This window comes from Halococcus salsus (genome assembly GCF_009900715.1).
Lineage (GTDB): Archaea > Halobacteriota > Halobacteria > Halobacteriales > Halococcaceae > Halococcus > Halococcus salsus.
Genome location: NZ_JAAAJC010000003.1, coordinates 26,010 through 40,300, shown reverse-complemented (window position 1 = coordinate 40,300; position 14,291 = coordinate 26,010). Strand labels below are relative to the sequence as shown.

The 14,291-nt window shown below is 60.0% G+C and carries 15 protein-coding genes and 2 tRNA genes; 11 read left to right on the top strand and 6 right to left on the bottom strand.

What is annotated here, in order from left to right; translation table 11 throughout:
• Positions 1-88: 88 nt before the first annotated feature.
• The 4 genes from GT355_RS09665 (at position 89) to GT355_RS09650 (ending at position 4,197) form a co-directional block, all read left to right on the top strand.
• A complete protein-coding gene (locus GT355_RS09665; protein ID WP_160134451.1) occupies positions 89-472 on the top strand; it encodes a hypothetical protein in 384 nt (127 codons plus the stop codon).
• 2,262 nt (positions 473-2,734) lie between these two features.
• Entirely contained in the window at positions 2,735-3,196 is a 462-nt protein-coding gene (locus GT355_RS09660; RefSeq protein WP_160134450.1) for a hypothetical protein, read from the top strand.
• Positions 3,189-3,587 carry a hypothetical protein gene (locus tag GT355_RS09655; RefSeq protein WP_160134449.1) on the top strand — a complete coding sequence of 133 codons (399 nt, stop codon included), beginning with the start codon at positions 3,189-3,191 and terminating at the stop codon, positions 3,585-3,587. The genes GT355_RS09660 and GT355_RS09655 overlap by 8 nt, the downstream gene beginning before the upstream one ends.
• Positions 3,588-3,822: 235 nt before the next feature.
• Entirely contained in the window at positions 3,823-4,197 is a 375-nt protein-coding gene (locus GT355_RS09650) for a hypothetical protein (RefSeq protein WP_160134448.1), read from the top strand.
• Positions 4,198-4,286: 89 nt separating this feature from the next.
• Here GT355_RS09650 and GT355_RS09645 read toward each other — a convergent pair whose 3' ends face one another.
• The 4 genes from GT355_RS09645 to dapA all read right to left on the bottom strand — a co-directional run bounded on the left by GT355_RS09645 (position 4,287) and on the right by dapA (position 8,286).
• On the bottom strand, positions 4,287-5,300 hold the full coding sequence (locus GT355_RS09645; protein WP_160134447.1) for a tyrosine-type recombinase/integrase: 1,014 nt from the start codon (positions 5,298-5,300) through the stop codon (positions 4,287-4,289).
• Between the two features lie 206 nt (positions 5,301-5,506).
• Entirely contained in the window at positions 5,507-6,025 is a 519-nt protein-coding gene (locus GT355_RS09640) for an FxLYD domain-containing protein (protein WP_160134446.1), read from the bottom strand.
• A complete protein-coding gene (locus GT355_RS09635; protein WP_160134445.1) occupies positions 6,022-7,059 on the bottom strand; it encodes a DUF7972 family membrane protein in 1,038 nt (345 codons plus the stop codon). The genes GT355_RS09640 and GT355_RS09635 overlap by 4 nt, the downstream gene beginning before the upstream one ends.
• Positions 7,060-7,371: 312 nt before the next feature.
• Positions 7,372-8,286 carry a 4-hydroxy-tetrahydrodipicolinate synthase gene (dapA, locus tag GT355_RS09630; protein ID WP_160134444.1) on the bottom strand — a complete coding sequence of 305 codons (915 nt, stop codon included), beginning with the start codon at positions 8,284-8,286 and terminating at the stop codon, positions 7,372-7,374.
• Positions 8,287-8,474: 188 nt separating this feature from the next.
• Between dapA and GT355_RS09625 the strand changes: the two genes are divergently transcribed.
• The 3 genes from GT355_RS09625 (at position 8,475) to GT355_RS09615 (ending at position 10,099) form a co-directional block, all read left to right on the top strand.
• Positions 8,475-8,999 carry an HTH domain-containing protein gene (locus GT355_RS09625; RefSeq protein ID WP_160134443.1) on the top strand — a complete coding sequence of 175 codons (525 nt, stop codon included), beginning with the start codon at positions 8,475-8,477 and terminating at the stop codon, positions 8,997-8,999.
• A 70-nt stretch (positions 9,000-9,069) separates the two neighbouring features.
• Complete coding sequence (locus GT355_RS09620) at positions 9,070-9,693, top strand: MaoC family dehydratase (protein ID WP_160134442.1); 624 nt, start codon at positions 9,070-9,072, stop codon at positions 9,691-9,693.
• Between the two features lie 332 nt (positions 9,694-10,025).
• A tRNA-Phe gene (locus GT355_RS09615) sits at positions 10,026-10,099 on the top strand.
• Between the two features lie 76 nt (positions 10,100-10,175).
• On the opposite strand, the gene GT355_RS09610 is transcribed toward GT355_RS09615, so the two are convergent.
• Both GT355_RS09610 and GT355_RS09605 read right to left on the bottom strand, forming a co-directional pair.
• The gene (locus tag GT355_RS09610) at positions 10,176-11,336 is read right to left on the bottom strand and encodes a type I restriction enzyme HsdR N-terminal domain-containing protein (protein ID WP_160134441.1); all 1,161 of its coding nucleotides are present in this window, start codon (positions 11,334-11,336) and stop codon (positions 10,176-10,178) included.
• Positions 11,337-11,552: 216 nt separating this feature from the next.
• Positions 11,553-11,624 (bottom strand) — tRNA-Ala (locus GT355_RS09605).
• 184 nt (positions 11,625-11,808) lie between these two features.
• Here GT355_RS09605 and GT355_RS09600 point away from each other — a divergent pair.
• The 4 genes from GT355_RS09600 to GT355_RS09585 are packed head-to-tail and all read left to right on the top strand — an operon-like array spanning position 11,809 to position 14,282.
• On the top strand, positions 11,809-12,270 hold the full coding sequence (locus tag GT355_RS09600; protein WP_160134440.1) for a 30S ribosomal protein S15: 462 nt from the start codon (positions 11,809-11,811) through the stop codon (positions 12,268-12,270).
• A 1-nt stretch (position 12,271) separates the two neighbouring features.
• Complete coding sequence (locus GT355_RS09595; RefSeq protein WP_160134439.1) at positions 12,272-13,405, top strand: exonuclease RecJ; 1,134 nt, start codon at positions 12,272-12,274, stop codon at positions 13,403-13,405.
• A complete protein-coding gene (locus tag GT355_RS09590; protein ID WP_160134438.1) occupies positions 13,402-13,650 on the top strand; it encodes a KEOPS complex subunit Pcc1 in 249 nt (82 codons plus the stop codon). Before GT355_RS09595 ends, GT355_RS09590 begins: the two co-directional genes overlap by 4 nt.
• Entirely contained in the window at positions 13,647-14,282 is a 636-nt protein-coding gene (locus GT355_RS09585) for a 30S ribosomal protein S3ae (protein WP_120072169.1), read from the top strand. Before GT355_RS09590 ends, GT355_RS09585 begins: the two co-directional genes overlap by 4 nt.
• Positions 14,283-14,291: the final 9 nt, after the last annotated feature.

The following is a 14,291-nucleotide window of genomic DNA, read 5'->3' as shown; positions in this document are numbered from 1 at the left end:
CGCCCTCTCACGAGCGGAGAGGTATCGATAGAGTCTGACCGCGATATAGTCCATCAAGTTGAAATGCGTTCGTATAGAATAATCTATCATGTCTTGGTCACAAGGGCTAGACTGGGAAGAAGGGGAGCCGCAACAATCATTGAAACAAGACATTCTTGGAATTTTCAGAGCCAACCCTGATAGAATCGTAGCTATATCCGACCTCCGATCAACGCTATTCCCTGATGTGTCCATGCCTTCGGATCTGAATGCAGCAGGGGCGCAAGAGGAGAAGGAAGGAGTCATCCTAACGACTGCTAAAATCGAGATCCTTACAGAGATGCTTGTCGATGAGGGTCAAGTCGATAAGCGAGAGTTTGATGTTGACTTTGCCGAACAGATCTCCGTTAATGAGGAAGAATATGACCAATTCGCTGATGCTCTTGACGGAGATGTGGATCAAGAGTGGTCGTTCTACAGACTCTCCCGATAGACGGCGGACCTCTCGATCTTGCATCGATGGGGAAGTATACCCTCTGTATACAGATCCATTCGAGAACGTCGGGCTGCTCCTCCTGCCGAGGGCCATAGCCTCAGGTACGGGACGTTCACATCATGGGACGCTAGTCTGAGGGGTTGACTCGTCTAAGGGAGTGGATCAGCCCTCGAACGATGAACAGCCTGTCTATCTTCTCGGAGGAGGGGCCGCCAGCCTATCTCTCGATAGATAGACCGCGACGGTCAATCCTTCGAGGAGAACAACTATCCTGAGTCTGTAAAAACTCAGACTAGCGTTCCTGATGTTAACGTTCCGTACCGAATCTTTAGCCATTCGGCACATGTGTAGAGAACTACAACAGGAAAACAACTCTCACTAAAGGACTATTACCGCAACTGCAAAAACGTCCATTAGTGAGGTCAGTTCCTCGAACTTCTCCGATACAGTAACTTACTCCACACGCATCCAACGACCTATGCGGGGTTCAGTGTGATTGCACCCAGTGGATACAACCCTTTTCCAACGGAGAGGCTTGCTTTGCCGTATACCAGACTATCGCCCTGAGAGGTTCCTTAGTCCGTACCAACTTCGGGGAGGGGCAAGCTCCAGCGAACCGAAGTATCTGTTTACTAGTAGGTGCTATAGATACTTAAAGGTTTCGATGATCGTAAAGATTGCCGGTTAATCTGTGGGTATGAAAACGATGTGTTCAGGGCGTGCCTAGCACCCTTCCGTAAGCTTGAACGAAGTTGGTACGAACTTTGCCGAGGGCAAGCCAGACCTCAGCATAACCTAACGTAAGGGTTGCAGCTACTTAAACCTTTCGGGAGTTGTTTACTCCTCTGAGCTATCCTGATTTGAGTCATTGAGAGCCTTTTTCGAGAACCCCGATATTGGCGCGAGGGCCGCCATATTGTGCGAATCTCGTTGCCTTAGCGAATATCGTAGGCTCAGTCTTCGAGAGAGGCGCAAACACTGCCGAGAGCGGTTTCGGCCTTCGAGTAAGGCCGTGGAGCATGGTTCGAGGGTCGCAACCCTACACTAAAGCGCCGAGAAGCAGGTCGAGCCTCTATTTGGACGAATAGGGCAAATATACCGTAATAGCTACTTTCCGCTTAGTAGTGTCGAGCGAGCCTGAAAGCAGCGTTCGGCAGAATTCTTGCAGGTGAAATTGGGGGTTCTGTGAGAATAAGCATCCTTATCTTTGCTTAGTGGGGGTTCCATCCTTGCAGGTTCAGAATTGGCCCGCTCAATCGCTCGAATTTCGCCGTTTCATCCTATCATAATACATATGTATCAAATTCCTTTAATAGATGTATCTGATTTGTGGTATGTCTTGCTCCCGTCTCAGGCAAAATCATTATGAATTTTATTCGATGTTTTCGGGCGAGAACGGCGCGAATCTTCCCAAAGAAATAACAAATCGCGCAAGTGGGGAAATTGTCAAACTTTTTTATATAAATGAGTGTCAGCCTCGCTATATATACAGGCCAACCCGCGAGCGAAAATATATCGCCTGAGTCACAGGACTAATTGGTTACATCTGTAACACTTGTAACAGCCTACCCCAATTCCTGCGAATTTGACAATTAGAACCGCGTGAGAGCATCGAAAACACCACTTGAGGAAGTCGGATTCCCAAACTACCGGCAATTGTTGTAGGTATTGGGTGAGGCTCGAAAAGCTAATCCTCCGAGAGAGGCGATATACTGGCCGTTCGCCTTCGAATTAGGCTCATTTGCTTCAAATATACATCATCCCTTGCACCTCCATGAGCCACCCATAGAATCGAGTCTTAGCCCGTCTATCGGAACAGGGGGGCTTGGGGGGTGTAGATTCGGACGATAGCAGGCCTCTCCCTCCGGCAAACCGACTCGAATGAAATGAACGCACCTCTTTTTCGTATATTATTTCATAACTAACAACCAAAAGTTTTAAGTAGCTGCGGCTCCTAGGTACACCGGAGATAGTCACTCTACTATCTCCAATGATGGAAGTGTCACAGCTTCTTCGAGCGTGTTCCGTCGATTCGATGTAACATTCGTTCATGAAGTCGGTGCAAATCCGGCAAGGGAGGCTGGTTCGAATCCAGCCCCCTCCTGTTCACGGAGGACTAGGAATGTCAACTATGAAGCAAGTGAAGCTGACTGAAGACGAGCATCAGGCGCTCGAAGAAGCGCGAGAACGACGCTTCGGTGAGGGGCGGAGAATTACGATTGGGGCCATGGCGCGGCTATTGGCCGAGGAGTCTCGCCGATGAATGAGGCGATCACGGAAGCCCTGAATGTAGGGGTAATTGACCATCGCACCACTGAGGGAATCGGCTTCGAGCTTCCGACAGAGGAGTACGAGCAACTCCTACAAGTCGTGGAGGGGTTCGGAGTAGATACTCACCAGAAACCTCGCCTGACGGACAAAGCATTGGGGCATAACGACGGCCTACACCAGCTGCTCCGATTAGCGATTCAGGGGAACCTTGACGCTTCCACGATTGAGCCGACAGAGCCTGCTGTGAGCCTCAGGACACCGGATGGCGCTCGCCGTATTCATCGTATGAGAGTCACGGTTCCGCCCAAGGAGCGGAGTATTGTCGATGCATCAATCTCCGAGTCAGAGCTAGCATCGATGGAGACTGATTACAATACGAGCCATACGAGCAAGGCTATGCGTCATGGGATAATTCGCCCTCTGCTAGAGGAGGCGTTTGAAGATGAGTAAATTCTTCGAGCTTTCCCCGCCTGTTGTCGAGGCGCTGAATGAGGTGCCCCGATACAAGAACCATCTGTCGAGTCGATCATCGGAGGAGAGAATCGTCCGTTTCCTCGCCGCAGAGTATCTTGAGGCCCAAGAATCCAAAGAGGGCGGCAGCGAAGAACTCTCGGAAGTAGAGAGCTACCAGCACGACTTGCGCGAGTCGATGGGACTGCCCTCGGCCAAGGAGGAATCCAGCCCTGATACCGAGGGAATGTCCGAGGCTCAGGCGAAGCGGGCGGAATTACGTGAACAGCTAGACCTCGATGGACCCTCGGACGAGGCCGAATTATCGGACGAGAATCTATCGCCTGTGGAGAAGGAGCAACGGCGATTGAAAAAGGAGATCCTAGATTGAGTCAATTCGAGCTTTCATCCGAGACGGATGAGCTTGTCCGAGAGTGTATTCAAGGAGATAACACCCTCTCCCACCGCTCTAGCGAGGATGAGGTGATTCGGCATATAGCGTCGGCCTACCTCTTGGATGAGGGTGGGGATTCCAACTCCTCGGAGGAGCTTAGTGGAGCCGTCAACTCGGAACAGAGACGCCTTCGCCGACGCTTCAAAGAAGAAAGGTCGCGCCGACCGGGAAGATGAGTGAGCTACAAATCGACGGAGAGACGGGGCTCGAATTAGCGCGAGCCTACCTCATTGGCGAAGGTGTGTTCGGCCTCGATGTAGGGGAGGATGCAGTGATTCAATATCTGGCCGCTCGCTATTCCGAGATCGAACAAGAGTATCCCGCTACCTGCATCCATCCGGTGACGTTCGGCCCCTCGATGGAGATCGGGCCACTGAATTGGAAAAGTGAGCGGGCGCTTGCCTATGCTAGAAGCGTGGCCCCTCCCCTGAATAGTGATACCTCGGATGAGGCCACGACAGACTATTTAAGTAGTGTGTACCTCAAGACGACTCACGGAACTAGCCCTGTCTGGATTGAGCAATCGTCTCAGAATCGCTCAGATTAGCTCAGGATCTGTTCTGATTCAATACGATGGCAATTACTTGTAAGATGCTAGCAGCGCGCCTCGGCAAAAATGAGACGTTCTCGGACAAATTACAGGTTGTCTAGATGATCTCTCCTCTGTTCCATCTTCTCTTGTTCTGTCATCTTATTGTAGTGTTTGTCGAGTACTCCTTCCTCGACGTTCGCCCTGTCTGAAACGACCTCTTTGGGCATTCCCTCTTTCAAGAGGTGGGTCAGTCCACCTCGCCTAATATCGTGTGGCGATACACTCGACGGACATTTGCTGGCATCCTTGTACGAGTTCGCCTCGCACTCATCAGGGTCCCTGCTATGAGGACATTCCTCGCCGTACTGACAGGGCCTTGTAGCAGAGTAGATCAGCGACCTAATCTGAGACTTACCCATTCTGTTTCCAGAGGTCGTGAACAAAGGACTCCGCCCATGATCGTCTTCGACCTCGTTCCGATTGACTTCGATGTAGTCTGACAGCACATCCGCCACATCGTTCGGGAGAGCGACCAGCCTCTCGCCAGCATGCTTATTCTTCAAGCGAGTGCCCTTGCTGGGTCTATGACGGAAGGCGAGCGAGCGTTCCTCTCGGTTAAAGTCACCGAGGTCTAAGGAGTGTAGCCCGCCCATCCTGCAACCAGTGGACCACAATACTTCGAGCATAGCATGAGTCCTGCTCGCATATTCGTACCGGCGGAGATATTCGAGGAGGTTGTCGGCCTGCTCGGAGGAGAGGAGCCTATCACGGACATTCTCGTTTCCCTCCATTTTCGGAACGAGGATCTTCTCGGATAATCCCTGCTCCACGGCATCGATCGATTCGAGGAATTTGACGAACACTCGAATTGTCGAGAGTTGGGTTCTCACCGTCACTTTGTTGATATCCTTCTCCTCCTTCCGAAAGAGCCGGAACTTGTGGATGTGACGAGAGGTGAGACTGTTCATGTTCCGAACGTCCATGTCATCAAGCCATGACACGAACGACTTCAGCCTGTAATGATGGGATTGTAACGTTTCTTCCGATACTTCTCCTTCCCTCTGTGCGAGGTACAGGTCCTTTGCTTCTGACGGAGTTATTGGTTCGAGTTCTACCATTATCGAGTCTCCGTAGAAGACAGGGAGGGCATCGGGGCGAGATACGGGTCCTGTGAAAGCGGCTTTACTTTTTCAAGTTATTCCGCCGCTTTCGTTCGAATCCGACAGGGCCCATCCACCTCTTTAGTCGATTTCCAGCCGACAGCGGGCTCGCCCGCTTTCGACTTCACCTTCGTCGTTCCCGCGTTCGACAGCATCCTCGAAAGTCATCCCAACGAGCCGAGCACCGCCACGTCGTACGAGGCGATGTCCGCCGGGTCTTCGAGAACGATGGCCTCGAAGCTCCACGTCGACCCCGCGGCGAGGTCGTAGGTGCTGTCGAGGTACCGGCCCAGTTGCTCGCCATCGCTGTTGTAGACCCGTGCCCGGACTTCGACCAACTCGATCCGTTGGCGACCGGTGTTCTCGATGCTCCCCCGGACTACCGCGCCCCGGTAGTCGTCCCGGACGACCATTCCGTGATCCCGGAGGGCCAGCGCGTCGAGCTGCACGGCGTAGGTGTCGCCCTCCAGTTGGGCGCGCGCCGCCGCGGCGCTCGCCGCGCTCGCGTTCGATGCGTTCGTGTCGGCGGTCGTCGGGAGGTCGACGTCCCGCTCGTCGCCGTATCGGACGTCCCCGCTCCCGGTTCCACAGCCGGCGAGCCCGACCGACCCGCTCGCACCGAGGAGGGCGAGGACCTGCCGTCGACTGAATCGGCGCGACTCGGTCTCGGGTGGGTGGGTCACTGGTCCTCCCCCGTCCCGATGTCGTCGGAGCGCTGTGAGTCCCGGAGGATGAACGGGCCGACCGCGAGCGTTCGCTGGGCGATCGTTCCGAGACGGAGGATGTACGACACGAGCACGAAGAACGGCATCGACGCGATGGCTACCGCCGCGCTGATGGCGAAGACGAGGTTCGCCATCCCCAGGGTCGACCCCACGAACGAGTTGGGGTCGAGATAGACCAGCCCGAGGATCGATATCGCGAGCGCCGGGACGCCGGCGTAGAGCATCTTCCGGGAGAAATCGACCAGCTCCCGCCGGAAGTAGAGCGTCTTGAAGTGCTCGCGAGCGGGCGCGAAGAGGCTCAGTGCCTGGATCAGCTCGTCGAACGCGGTTCGTTCGTCCTCGGAGAGCGACTCGCTGTGTTCGGATCGGAGCCGCCGGGCGGTGTATATCTTCCAGGAGTAGTCGTAGTTCAGGACCGCCGGAATGACCTCGAACTCGCCGAACTCCGCCTCGGAGAGCTGCCCCCCGATGTCGTCCGCCTGCGTTCGGATCCGTTCGCCGAGCGCGTTCACGCTATCGCGGAGCTCCGCGTCGCCATCGTCCGCCACCGCCTCCTTGAGGTCGTCCGCCCGGTCCGTGCTCAGCTGCATGAACGTCCGCATGAACGAAGCGGGTTCGGGCGGGGCGACCGACCCGGTGATCTCCTCGATGTGTTGGCGGAACTCCGTCGCGTCGGCCATCTCGTCGCGTTTCTCGCCGAGCGGCCCCAGCTCGCGCGAGAGCACGAGCTGATTGAGCGTGACCACGAGCGTGATCCCGGTGATGATCGACATGATGAACGCCTGAAAGAGGCGCTCGATGTGGGTCCCGTTGCGGACCGTGGTTCGTATCGGATAGACGTTGACGACGCCGACGGCGACCAGCACGACGAAGAGCCCGACCGTCAACAACCCCGCGACGAGGGCTCGGTTCGCGGTGAGCAACACCCAGAGGCGAACGCGACTGTCGCCGGTTCGCTCGCGCATGGTGGTCGCGGGGCCGGTATCACTCATGGCGACGACATCGCTCCCCGACCGACCGGCTTCAGTCCCACGGCTTCGTCGACCGCGAGCGCCTTCGTCTCGGGTGTGACACCGGTCATCGTCTCACTCCCTCCGCCCCCGATGGGGGAAAGGGGACTGCTTGCAGCTACGGGCCGTTCGGGTCGGTTGGCCCGTCCGTTCGACGGACTACCCGCGCCGAACGGTTCGAGACGTGACTGTGGGTCGATACGCGTCCCCGAAGCGTTGGGATTCGGTCACACAGGACCGTCCGACACGGAATTCGAAGTACGATCGTGACTGCGGGAACGCTCGGAAACTCGCTCAGGTGCTCGCTTCGACGGTCGCGAGAACGTCGTCGACCGCGGTCTCGACGGCCTCGCGTGCGTCCGCGTCGAGTTCGACGAGCGGCGGTCGGAGGGTCGCCTCGGGGAGCACCCCTCGAACGACGAGACCGGCCTTCGCCGTTGGGGCGAACCCGTGGGCGACACAGGCCTGAAACAACGAGGTGATCCCCGTCTGGAGGTCGGTCGCCGTCTCGACGTCGCCGCGCTCGACGGCGGCGACGAGCGCCGCGAACGCCTCGGGGACGACGTTCGAGAGCGCACAGACCCCGCCGGCAGCGCCCGCGAGCAGCCCCCACGCGAGGAGGCTGTCGGAGCCCGGATAGACCTGGAAATCCCCCGGCGTCCGCTCGACGACGTCCTGGAAGTAGGTGAAGTCGCCGCCCGAATCCTTCAGTCCCACTATCGAATCGTGGTCCGCGACCGTTGAGACGGTCTCGGGGGCGATCGGCGCGCCCGTACACGACGGGATGTTGTAGAGGTAACAGGGGAGAGCGGCTTCGTCGGCGACGGCGGTGAGGAAGGCCTCGTTGCCCGCCTCGTCGTTCGCGGTGTGGAAGTACGGCAGCGTGATCAGCGCCGCGTCCGCCCCCGCCTCCGCGGCGAACGCGACGTTCTCGACCGTCCCGGCGACGCTCGTCCCCGCCGTCCCCGCCATCACGGGAACCCGTCCGTCGGCGACGTCGACCGTCGTCTCGATCACGGTCCGGTACTCCGCCGCGGAGAGGCTGGCGAACTCGCCGGTCGTCCCGCACGGAACCAGCCCGTCGATGCCGCCCTCAATCACGTGCTCGATGAGGGTTTCGAGGCCGGCGGTGCTCACCTCGCCCTCGGCGAACGGGGTGATAGTCGGACACAGCGCGCCGCCGAACCGGTCGGGAGCGGTCGTGGTCATCGTTCGAAACGCGCGGGGCGACCCGCATAACGATACCGCCCGTGACGATGCCTCCGCCGTCCGCTGACCCCGGTCGTCGTTCCGGCTCCTCGCTGTCCGTTCACCGACACGGCCGAACGGCCGATAACTACAATCCCGTCAGCCGCCTACGGAGGGACGTGTCGAGCGAGGACACGAGGTGACACACGATGGCAGTGACACGAACACCGGCCGAGGCACCGACCGACGAACACCGGCGGGACTACACCGTCGAGCTGTTCGTCCGTTCGTTGGCACCGGCGGGCGCTCGACCGGAGCAAGAGGGAGTGGTCGACCGGATCGAGGGACTCCAGCGAGCGGGACGCATCGCCGCCTCGACCGTCACCGTCTGGGGCGGGGGTATCGCCCCAGGGTCGGCGTTCGCCGGCACCGAACCCGGCCGAACCATCCTCGAAACGGTCGAGGAGTTCACGCGCTGGGCGTCGGCGAACGACCTCCGGTTTCCGTCGGCGTTCGAAGAGCGCGAGTGCAGATCGATCGCCGACGACGACTGCCAGCGGGTGATCGGATTCCCGCTCATGTGTCTCGCAACCCGCGAGGACGGCGAGCTCCGGTGTGTCGCCCCGTGGTCGAACGACGTACTGACGCACACGATCCACGACTGCCTCGACGAACTCGCCGACGAGGACGGACCGACGGTCCACGACTGGGACACCGACGAAGACCCGGTCTGAGTCGTCACGACGCCGCTGCACCCGGATTCGTGGCAAGGGCTATCTCCTCACCGACCCTACCTCGTGTATCATGGGCTCCGCATCGGGTACCAACTTCCCCGCCGTCAGCGACGCGTGGTTTCGCCTCTGGTCCGACCTGTTCACCTCCACGCTCGAAGCCAACCGTGCGGCCATCGGCGCGTTCGAGCGGAGCACGGCGACCGCGCCACGGCTCGACCCGGCGGTCCCCGAAGTGGCCTATCGGGAACCCGACTGGGAGGTCGAGCGGTCGGTCGACTCGGCCGCCGACCTCGCGGTCGGCGACTGGGTTCGGTTCACGAAGCGGATCGCGGACGAGGAGGTCCGGGCGTTCGCCCGGATCAGCGGCGATACGAACCGGCTCCACCTCGACGAGGGGTTCGCCGAGGACACCCGTTTCGAGGGCCGGATCGCCCACGGAACGCTTCTCTCGGGCCTCATCAGCGCCGCGCTCGCGCGCCTGCCCGGGTTGACGATCTATCTCTCCCAAGAGCTCGAGTTCCGCCACCCGGTTCGGATCGGCGAGACCGTCACCGGGAACTGCGAGGTCATCGAGGCCCTCGGGGGCGACCGCTACCGGGTCGAGACGACGCTCCACAACGAGGACGACGAGGTGATCATCGCCGGCGAAGCCGTGGTCCTGATAGACGACCTCCCGACCACCGCTCGTCAGTAACCCCGACCGCCGATACCGTCCCCGCTGCCGACGGGTCGAACGGCAGTCGTGGTCCCGCCCGCGAACCGGAACCCGACGAGCGCGTTAGCTCGCGAGGGCGATGACGACGAACGTCAGGGTGAAGACGAGGAGCGCGATCAGTGCGAGGATCCCAATGAGCTGCTCGGTCGTCATGTGGGCTTCTGGGGGTCCGAAGCGGAAAAACCCGCGTTACCCAGCCGGAAACGTGGATTTCCCGGCCCCGTCGTCCCGCTGGAGCCTCGACGACGACCCGACCCGGCGGCGCGGGCTTTCGAAATCCTTTTTCCGTCGGTCGGCCTCGGTCCGAGCGGGCCGCCTTAGCTCAGACTGGGAGAGCACTCGACTGAAGATCGAGCTGTCCCCGGTTCAAATCCGGGAGGCGGCATTTTCCCTGCGGCCGAAACAAGTTAGACGTAGAATTGCTCTTTTAGTTGTTACAGCGGTAGGTCATTAGAGCGAACCTACAGCATGTCGTCCGTCGTGTCCGCATTCCGAAGAGCATTAAGTGTCGTGTACTGCAGTGACTGCGGATATTTCGTCTTGTATGGAACCGGGTCCTCTAGTTCGTAGAGACTACCCGGCTCGAATCTCACCACCTTCTTTCCTTCACCTATCTTCGCTCTGTCGACATACTCCTCTGCCGGACGTACTAAATCGGCCTCGTCCGGTGCGACTATATCCCTAACTCTGGCGAAATATCGCACTTCGCTCTCGCCACTGGTAACATACATTGCCACATAGTCGAATTCACTCCCGATTTTGACGAATCCCCAAGCGTTGTTTTCTACTAGAAACACCAGACCGGACTTCTGAGTTGGGAACACGGCGACCCTCGCATCGCCGTTCCCGTCAATTTCCGCTCGTGCAATGGCCCCTGCGACGTGGTTCTTCTGTGGCTCAATAGTTGTCTCTTCGTCATCTTGAAGCCGAGATTCCGTCTTCGTGCTATCCGAATTGATTTCGCTTTCTATCTCATCAACTAGCTTATCGATCGTCTGCTTGAACTGTGGTTCCGCGAGTGAAGAGATCGTATCCGCAGTTCGTTCCGTTAGGAGATTCGTTAACTCGGTCGAGATCTCGTCCTTCTCTCTCTGAAGAATCGTTTTGGCTTCACGTAGCTCGTTTATTCGGTTGAGGATCTTCTTTGATTGTCCGGATTCTATCGCACTTTCCGTGTACGCGTTCAAAGACGCAAACCTCTTTTCGAGATCCTGCAGCGCTACATCGCCGATCATCTCCACGCTCACATTGTCCGAATCTAAACGCCGTTGAAAGAGACGGTACTGTTTCCCGTTCGTGAGAATGCCATAGTTAACATTTTTATTTGTCATGTATGACTTGAGCTGTTCTGCATGTTTCGTAGTGAGAGCGGTATCTGCGCCTTTGGCCTCGACGAATGCGAATGGCGTTCCCTCCAGAAGAAGTGCATAGTCCACTTTGTAGGTTTGTCCGAACGCCTCAACTGGATACTCTAGTTGTGTATTCGTTGGTATCTGCCAGTCAAGCAAATCGAGAAAATCACGGAGCACCGCTGCTTTCGTGTTTGCCTCATCCATTTGCGGAGAGGCCTCAAAGATAGACTCGGACTGCTGGATATAGTCACGAACCGCCTCTCGATTCATTCTACCCTGTTTCGACTTACCGATACTACATCAATCTTAGTCATATGGATCCGTATACCGGCATATTACAGAGCAATGAAACTGTGATTTCGCCATCACCACAAATCAGCGGCGAAAAGCGATGTCGCAAAATAGAGTCAACTCGCTCGTTTCTCGGCGAACGGCGTTGCGAAGAGCCCCCGCTTTCTCCCGATTATTCTCCGAGCGCAACAGGAGTGGACTCACCGGGATTTGAACCCGGGGCCTTTCCCCTGCCAAGGGAACGATCTACCACTGATCTATGAGCCCGCACTCCCGACTTGTTCGCTCCCCCGGTTAAACCCATCGAACCCTCCCGAAGTCGAAACGGTTTAACCCCGCGCACGGCTCCCATCGATGGGAACAGCACGGCCACGAATCCGACTCGTCCGGCGGTGGACTCCGAGATCGTGGTAGTGTTCGGTAGCGATTCGTGTGATTCCTATCCTCAACAATGGCACGGATGCATACACGACGCCGCGGCTCGTCGGATTCCGACAAGCCCGTGGCAGACGAACCACCGGAGTGGAGCGACGTCGACGCGGACGCGGTCGAGAGCCGCGTCGTCGAACTGGCAGAACAGGGCCACAGCCCGAGCGAGATCGGGCTCAAGCTCCGCGACGAGGGCGTCCAGGGCACCGCGATCCCGAACGTCCAACTCGCGACCGACAAGAAGATCACCGAGATCCTCGCCGACAACGACGCCGAACCGACGCTGCCGGAGGACCTCCGGAACCTGATGGAGCGGGCCGTCCGGCTTCGCGAGCACATGGCCGCGAACCCGAACGACGCCCAGAACAAACGCGCCCTCCAGAACACCGAGGCGAAGGTGCGCCGGCTCGTCGACTACTACCGCGGCGACGCGCTCGACGAGAACTTCAAGTACACCTACCAGAACGCACGGGACCTCGTCTGAGATGGCCGTCGCCGGTCGTTCCACCGGGGCCGAGGGCGTCGCGTCGACGCTCCGCGAGGCCGGGTTCGCCCGACTCCTCGTGGCCGCCGACGCGGACGCGCTCGCGGCCGCCGGACTGCTCGCGAACGCGCTCGCCCAGCGTGGCGTGCCGTTCCAGGCGAGCGTCCACGCCGAGCGCCCCGGGGTGGAGACGGCCGACGACACGACGACGATCCGGATCGGTATCGAGGGATCCGCCGACTGCTCGCTCGACGCGAGCGAGCGACCGGCGAGCGAGACCGCCTTCGCGGCGGCACGCGCGCTCGAGGCCGACCCCGACCCGCTGCTCGCGCTCGCGGGGCGGTTCGTGGTCGGCGACGAGACGGGCGACCTCGACGGGAGCGATGCCTTCGAGACGGCCACCGAGCGCGACCTGGTCGAACGACGACCCGGCGTCGCGGTTCCGGTGGCCGACCTCGACGACGGGCTCGCACACAGCACGCTCGTCCACACCGACTTCTCGGGCGACCCCGACGCGACGGCGACGGCGCTCGCCGGCTGCGACGACGATGGTCGACGGACGGCTTCGATGGTCGCGCTGTCGACGTGTGCCGACGCGACGCCGCGCGGTGCGTCGGCCCTCGGCTGTGCGCTCAACCCCTACGTGGTCACCGAGCGCGGACGGGAGGCGACCACGGTGAGCGGACGGTTCGAGACGGTCGGGGGCCTCGCGGACGTCCTCTGTGCGGTCGCCCACGAGCGCCCCGGTATCGCGCTCGCGCTCGCGCTCGGCCACGACGTCCGCGAGACGGCGCTCGACGCGTGGCGGAGCCACGCCGACCGCGCCCACCGCGCGCTGCGGGAGGCGACGACCGAACGCCACCGCAACGTCTTCGTCGCCCGAACCGACGCCGGCGCGTCGCTCCCGACCGCCGCCCGACTCCTGTGTGACTTCCGGTCGCCGGAGTCGATCGCGGTGGTCGTCGACGACGGACGCGCGGCGGGGGTGGCCCACGACGACGCGGACCTCGGCGATCGGATGGCCGAGGCGGCCACCGCGGCGGGCGGCGACGGTGCGGGCGACGACCGTCGCGGCTGGGCGCGGTTTTCGGACGCGGACGGCTTCGTCACCGCGTTCCGGGAGGCGGTCGCGTGAAGCGCGCCCGCGTCCGGACGCGGTCGGTCGCGCCCGAGACCGTCGCGGCGGCGCTCGTCCCGGACAACACCCCGGAGATGCACACCGGGGTCGATGGCGACGACGTGGTGACGACCCTCGAACGCGAGACGGTCGGCGGGCTTCGCGCGACGCTCGACGACTACGCGGTGAACCTCTCGGTCGCCGAACGGGTCGTGCAGGCAGCACAGGACGGAACGAACGACACGAACCAGACACACTCATGAGCGAACGATCAGTTTCACGACAGCAGCGACAGAAGCGGTGGTACACCGTGGTCGCGCCCGAGTCATTCGACCGGGCCGAACTCGGTACGACCCCCGCGAACGAACCGAACGCGGTGCTCGAACGCACCATCGAAGCGACCCTCGGCGACCTCACGGACGACGCCGGGGCCAACAACGTCAAACTCACCTTCCGGATCAACGACGTCGGGAGCGACACGGCCTACACCCAGTTCGAGAAACACGAACTCACGCGGGACTACCTCAACAGCCTCGTGCGGCGCGGGGCCTCGAAGGTCGACGCCTACCTCACGGTGCGAACCAACGACAACTACCGGGTTCGCATCCAGCCGGTGGCGTTCACCACCCAGAAGGCCAACGACAGCCAGGAGAAGGCCATCCGCGCCCGAATGGTCGAACTCGTCCGTGAGGCCGCGCGCGACCGGAGCTTCCAGGAGCTCGTCGACAGCGTGACCCAGGGCCGGCTGTCGAGCGCGATCTACGGCGAGGCACGCACCATCTACCCGCTCCGCCGGGTCGAGATCGCGAAGCTCGCCCTCGATGCCCACCCCGAGGAGATCGCCGAAGAGGAAGAGACCGCGGTCGACGTCGACGAATCCGACGTCGAGGTTTAATCTCACCCA

Bases quoted from the DNA above. Each gene is read 5' to 3' on its own strand.
- GT355_RS09635 (WP_160134445.1), bottom strand. From the start codon at position 7,059: ATGAGTGATACCGGCCCCGCGACCACCATGCGCGAGCGAACCGGCGAC.
- GT355_RS09600 (WP_160134440.1), top strand. From the start codon at position 11,809: ATGGCACGGATGCATACACGACGCCGCGGCTCGTCGGATTCCGACAAG.
- GT355_RS09660 (WP_160134450.1), top strand. From the start codon at position 2,735: ATGAATGAGGCGATCACGGAAGCCCTGAATGTAGGGGTAATTGACCAT.
- dapA (WP_160134444.1), bottom strand. From the start codon at position 8,286: ATGACCACGACCGCTCCCGACCGGTTCGGCGGCGCGCTGTGTCCGACT.
- GT355_RS09650 (WP_160134448.1), top strand. From the start codon at position 3,823: ATGAGTGAGCTACAAATCGACGGAGAGACGGGGCTCGAATTAGCGCGA.
- GT355_RS09665 (WP_160134451.1), top strand. From the start codon at position 89: ATGTCTTGGTCACAAGGGCTAGACTGGGAAGAAGGGGAGCCGCAACAA.
- GT355_RS09620 (WP_160134442.1), top strand. From the start codon at position 9,070: ATGGGCTCCGCATCGGGTACCAACTTCCCCGCCGTCAGCGACGCGTGG.
- GT355_RS09655 (WP_160134449.1), top strand. From the start codon at position 3,189: ATGAGTAAATTCTTCGAGCTTTCCCCGCCTGTTGTCGAGGCGCTGAAT.
- GT355_RS09625 (WP_160134443.1), top strand. From the start codon at position 8,475: ATGGCAGTGACACGAACACCGGCCGAGGCACCGACCGACGAACACCGG.
- GT355_RS09595 (WP_160134439.1), top strand. From the start codon at position 12,272: ATGGCCGTCGCCGGTCGTTCCACCGGGGCCGAGGGCGTCGCGTCGACG.
- GT355_RS09645 (WP_160134447.1), bottom strand. From the start codon at position 5,300: ATGGTAGAACTCGAACCAATAACTCCGTCAGAAGCAAAGGACCTGTAC.
- GT355_RS09610 (WP_160134441.1), bottom strand. From the start codon at position 11,336: ATGAATCGAGAGGCGGTTCGTGACTATATCCAGCAGTCCGAGTCTATC.
- GT355_RS09585 (WP_120072169.1), top strand. From the start codon at position 13,647: ATGAGCGAACGATCAGTTTCACGACAGCAGCGACAGAAGCGGTGGTAC.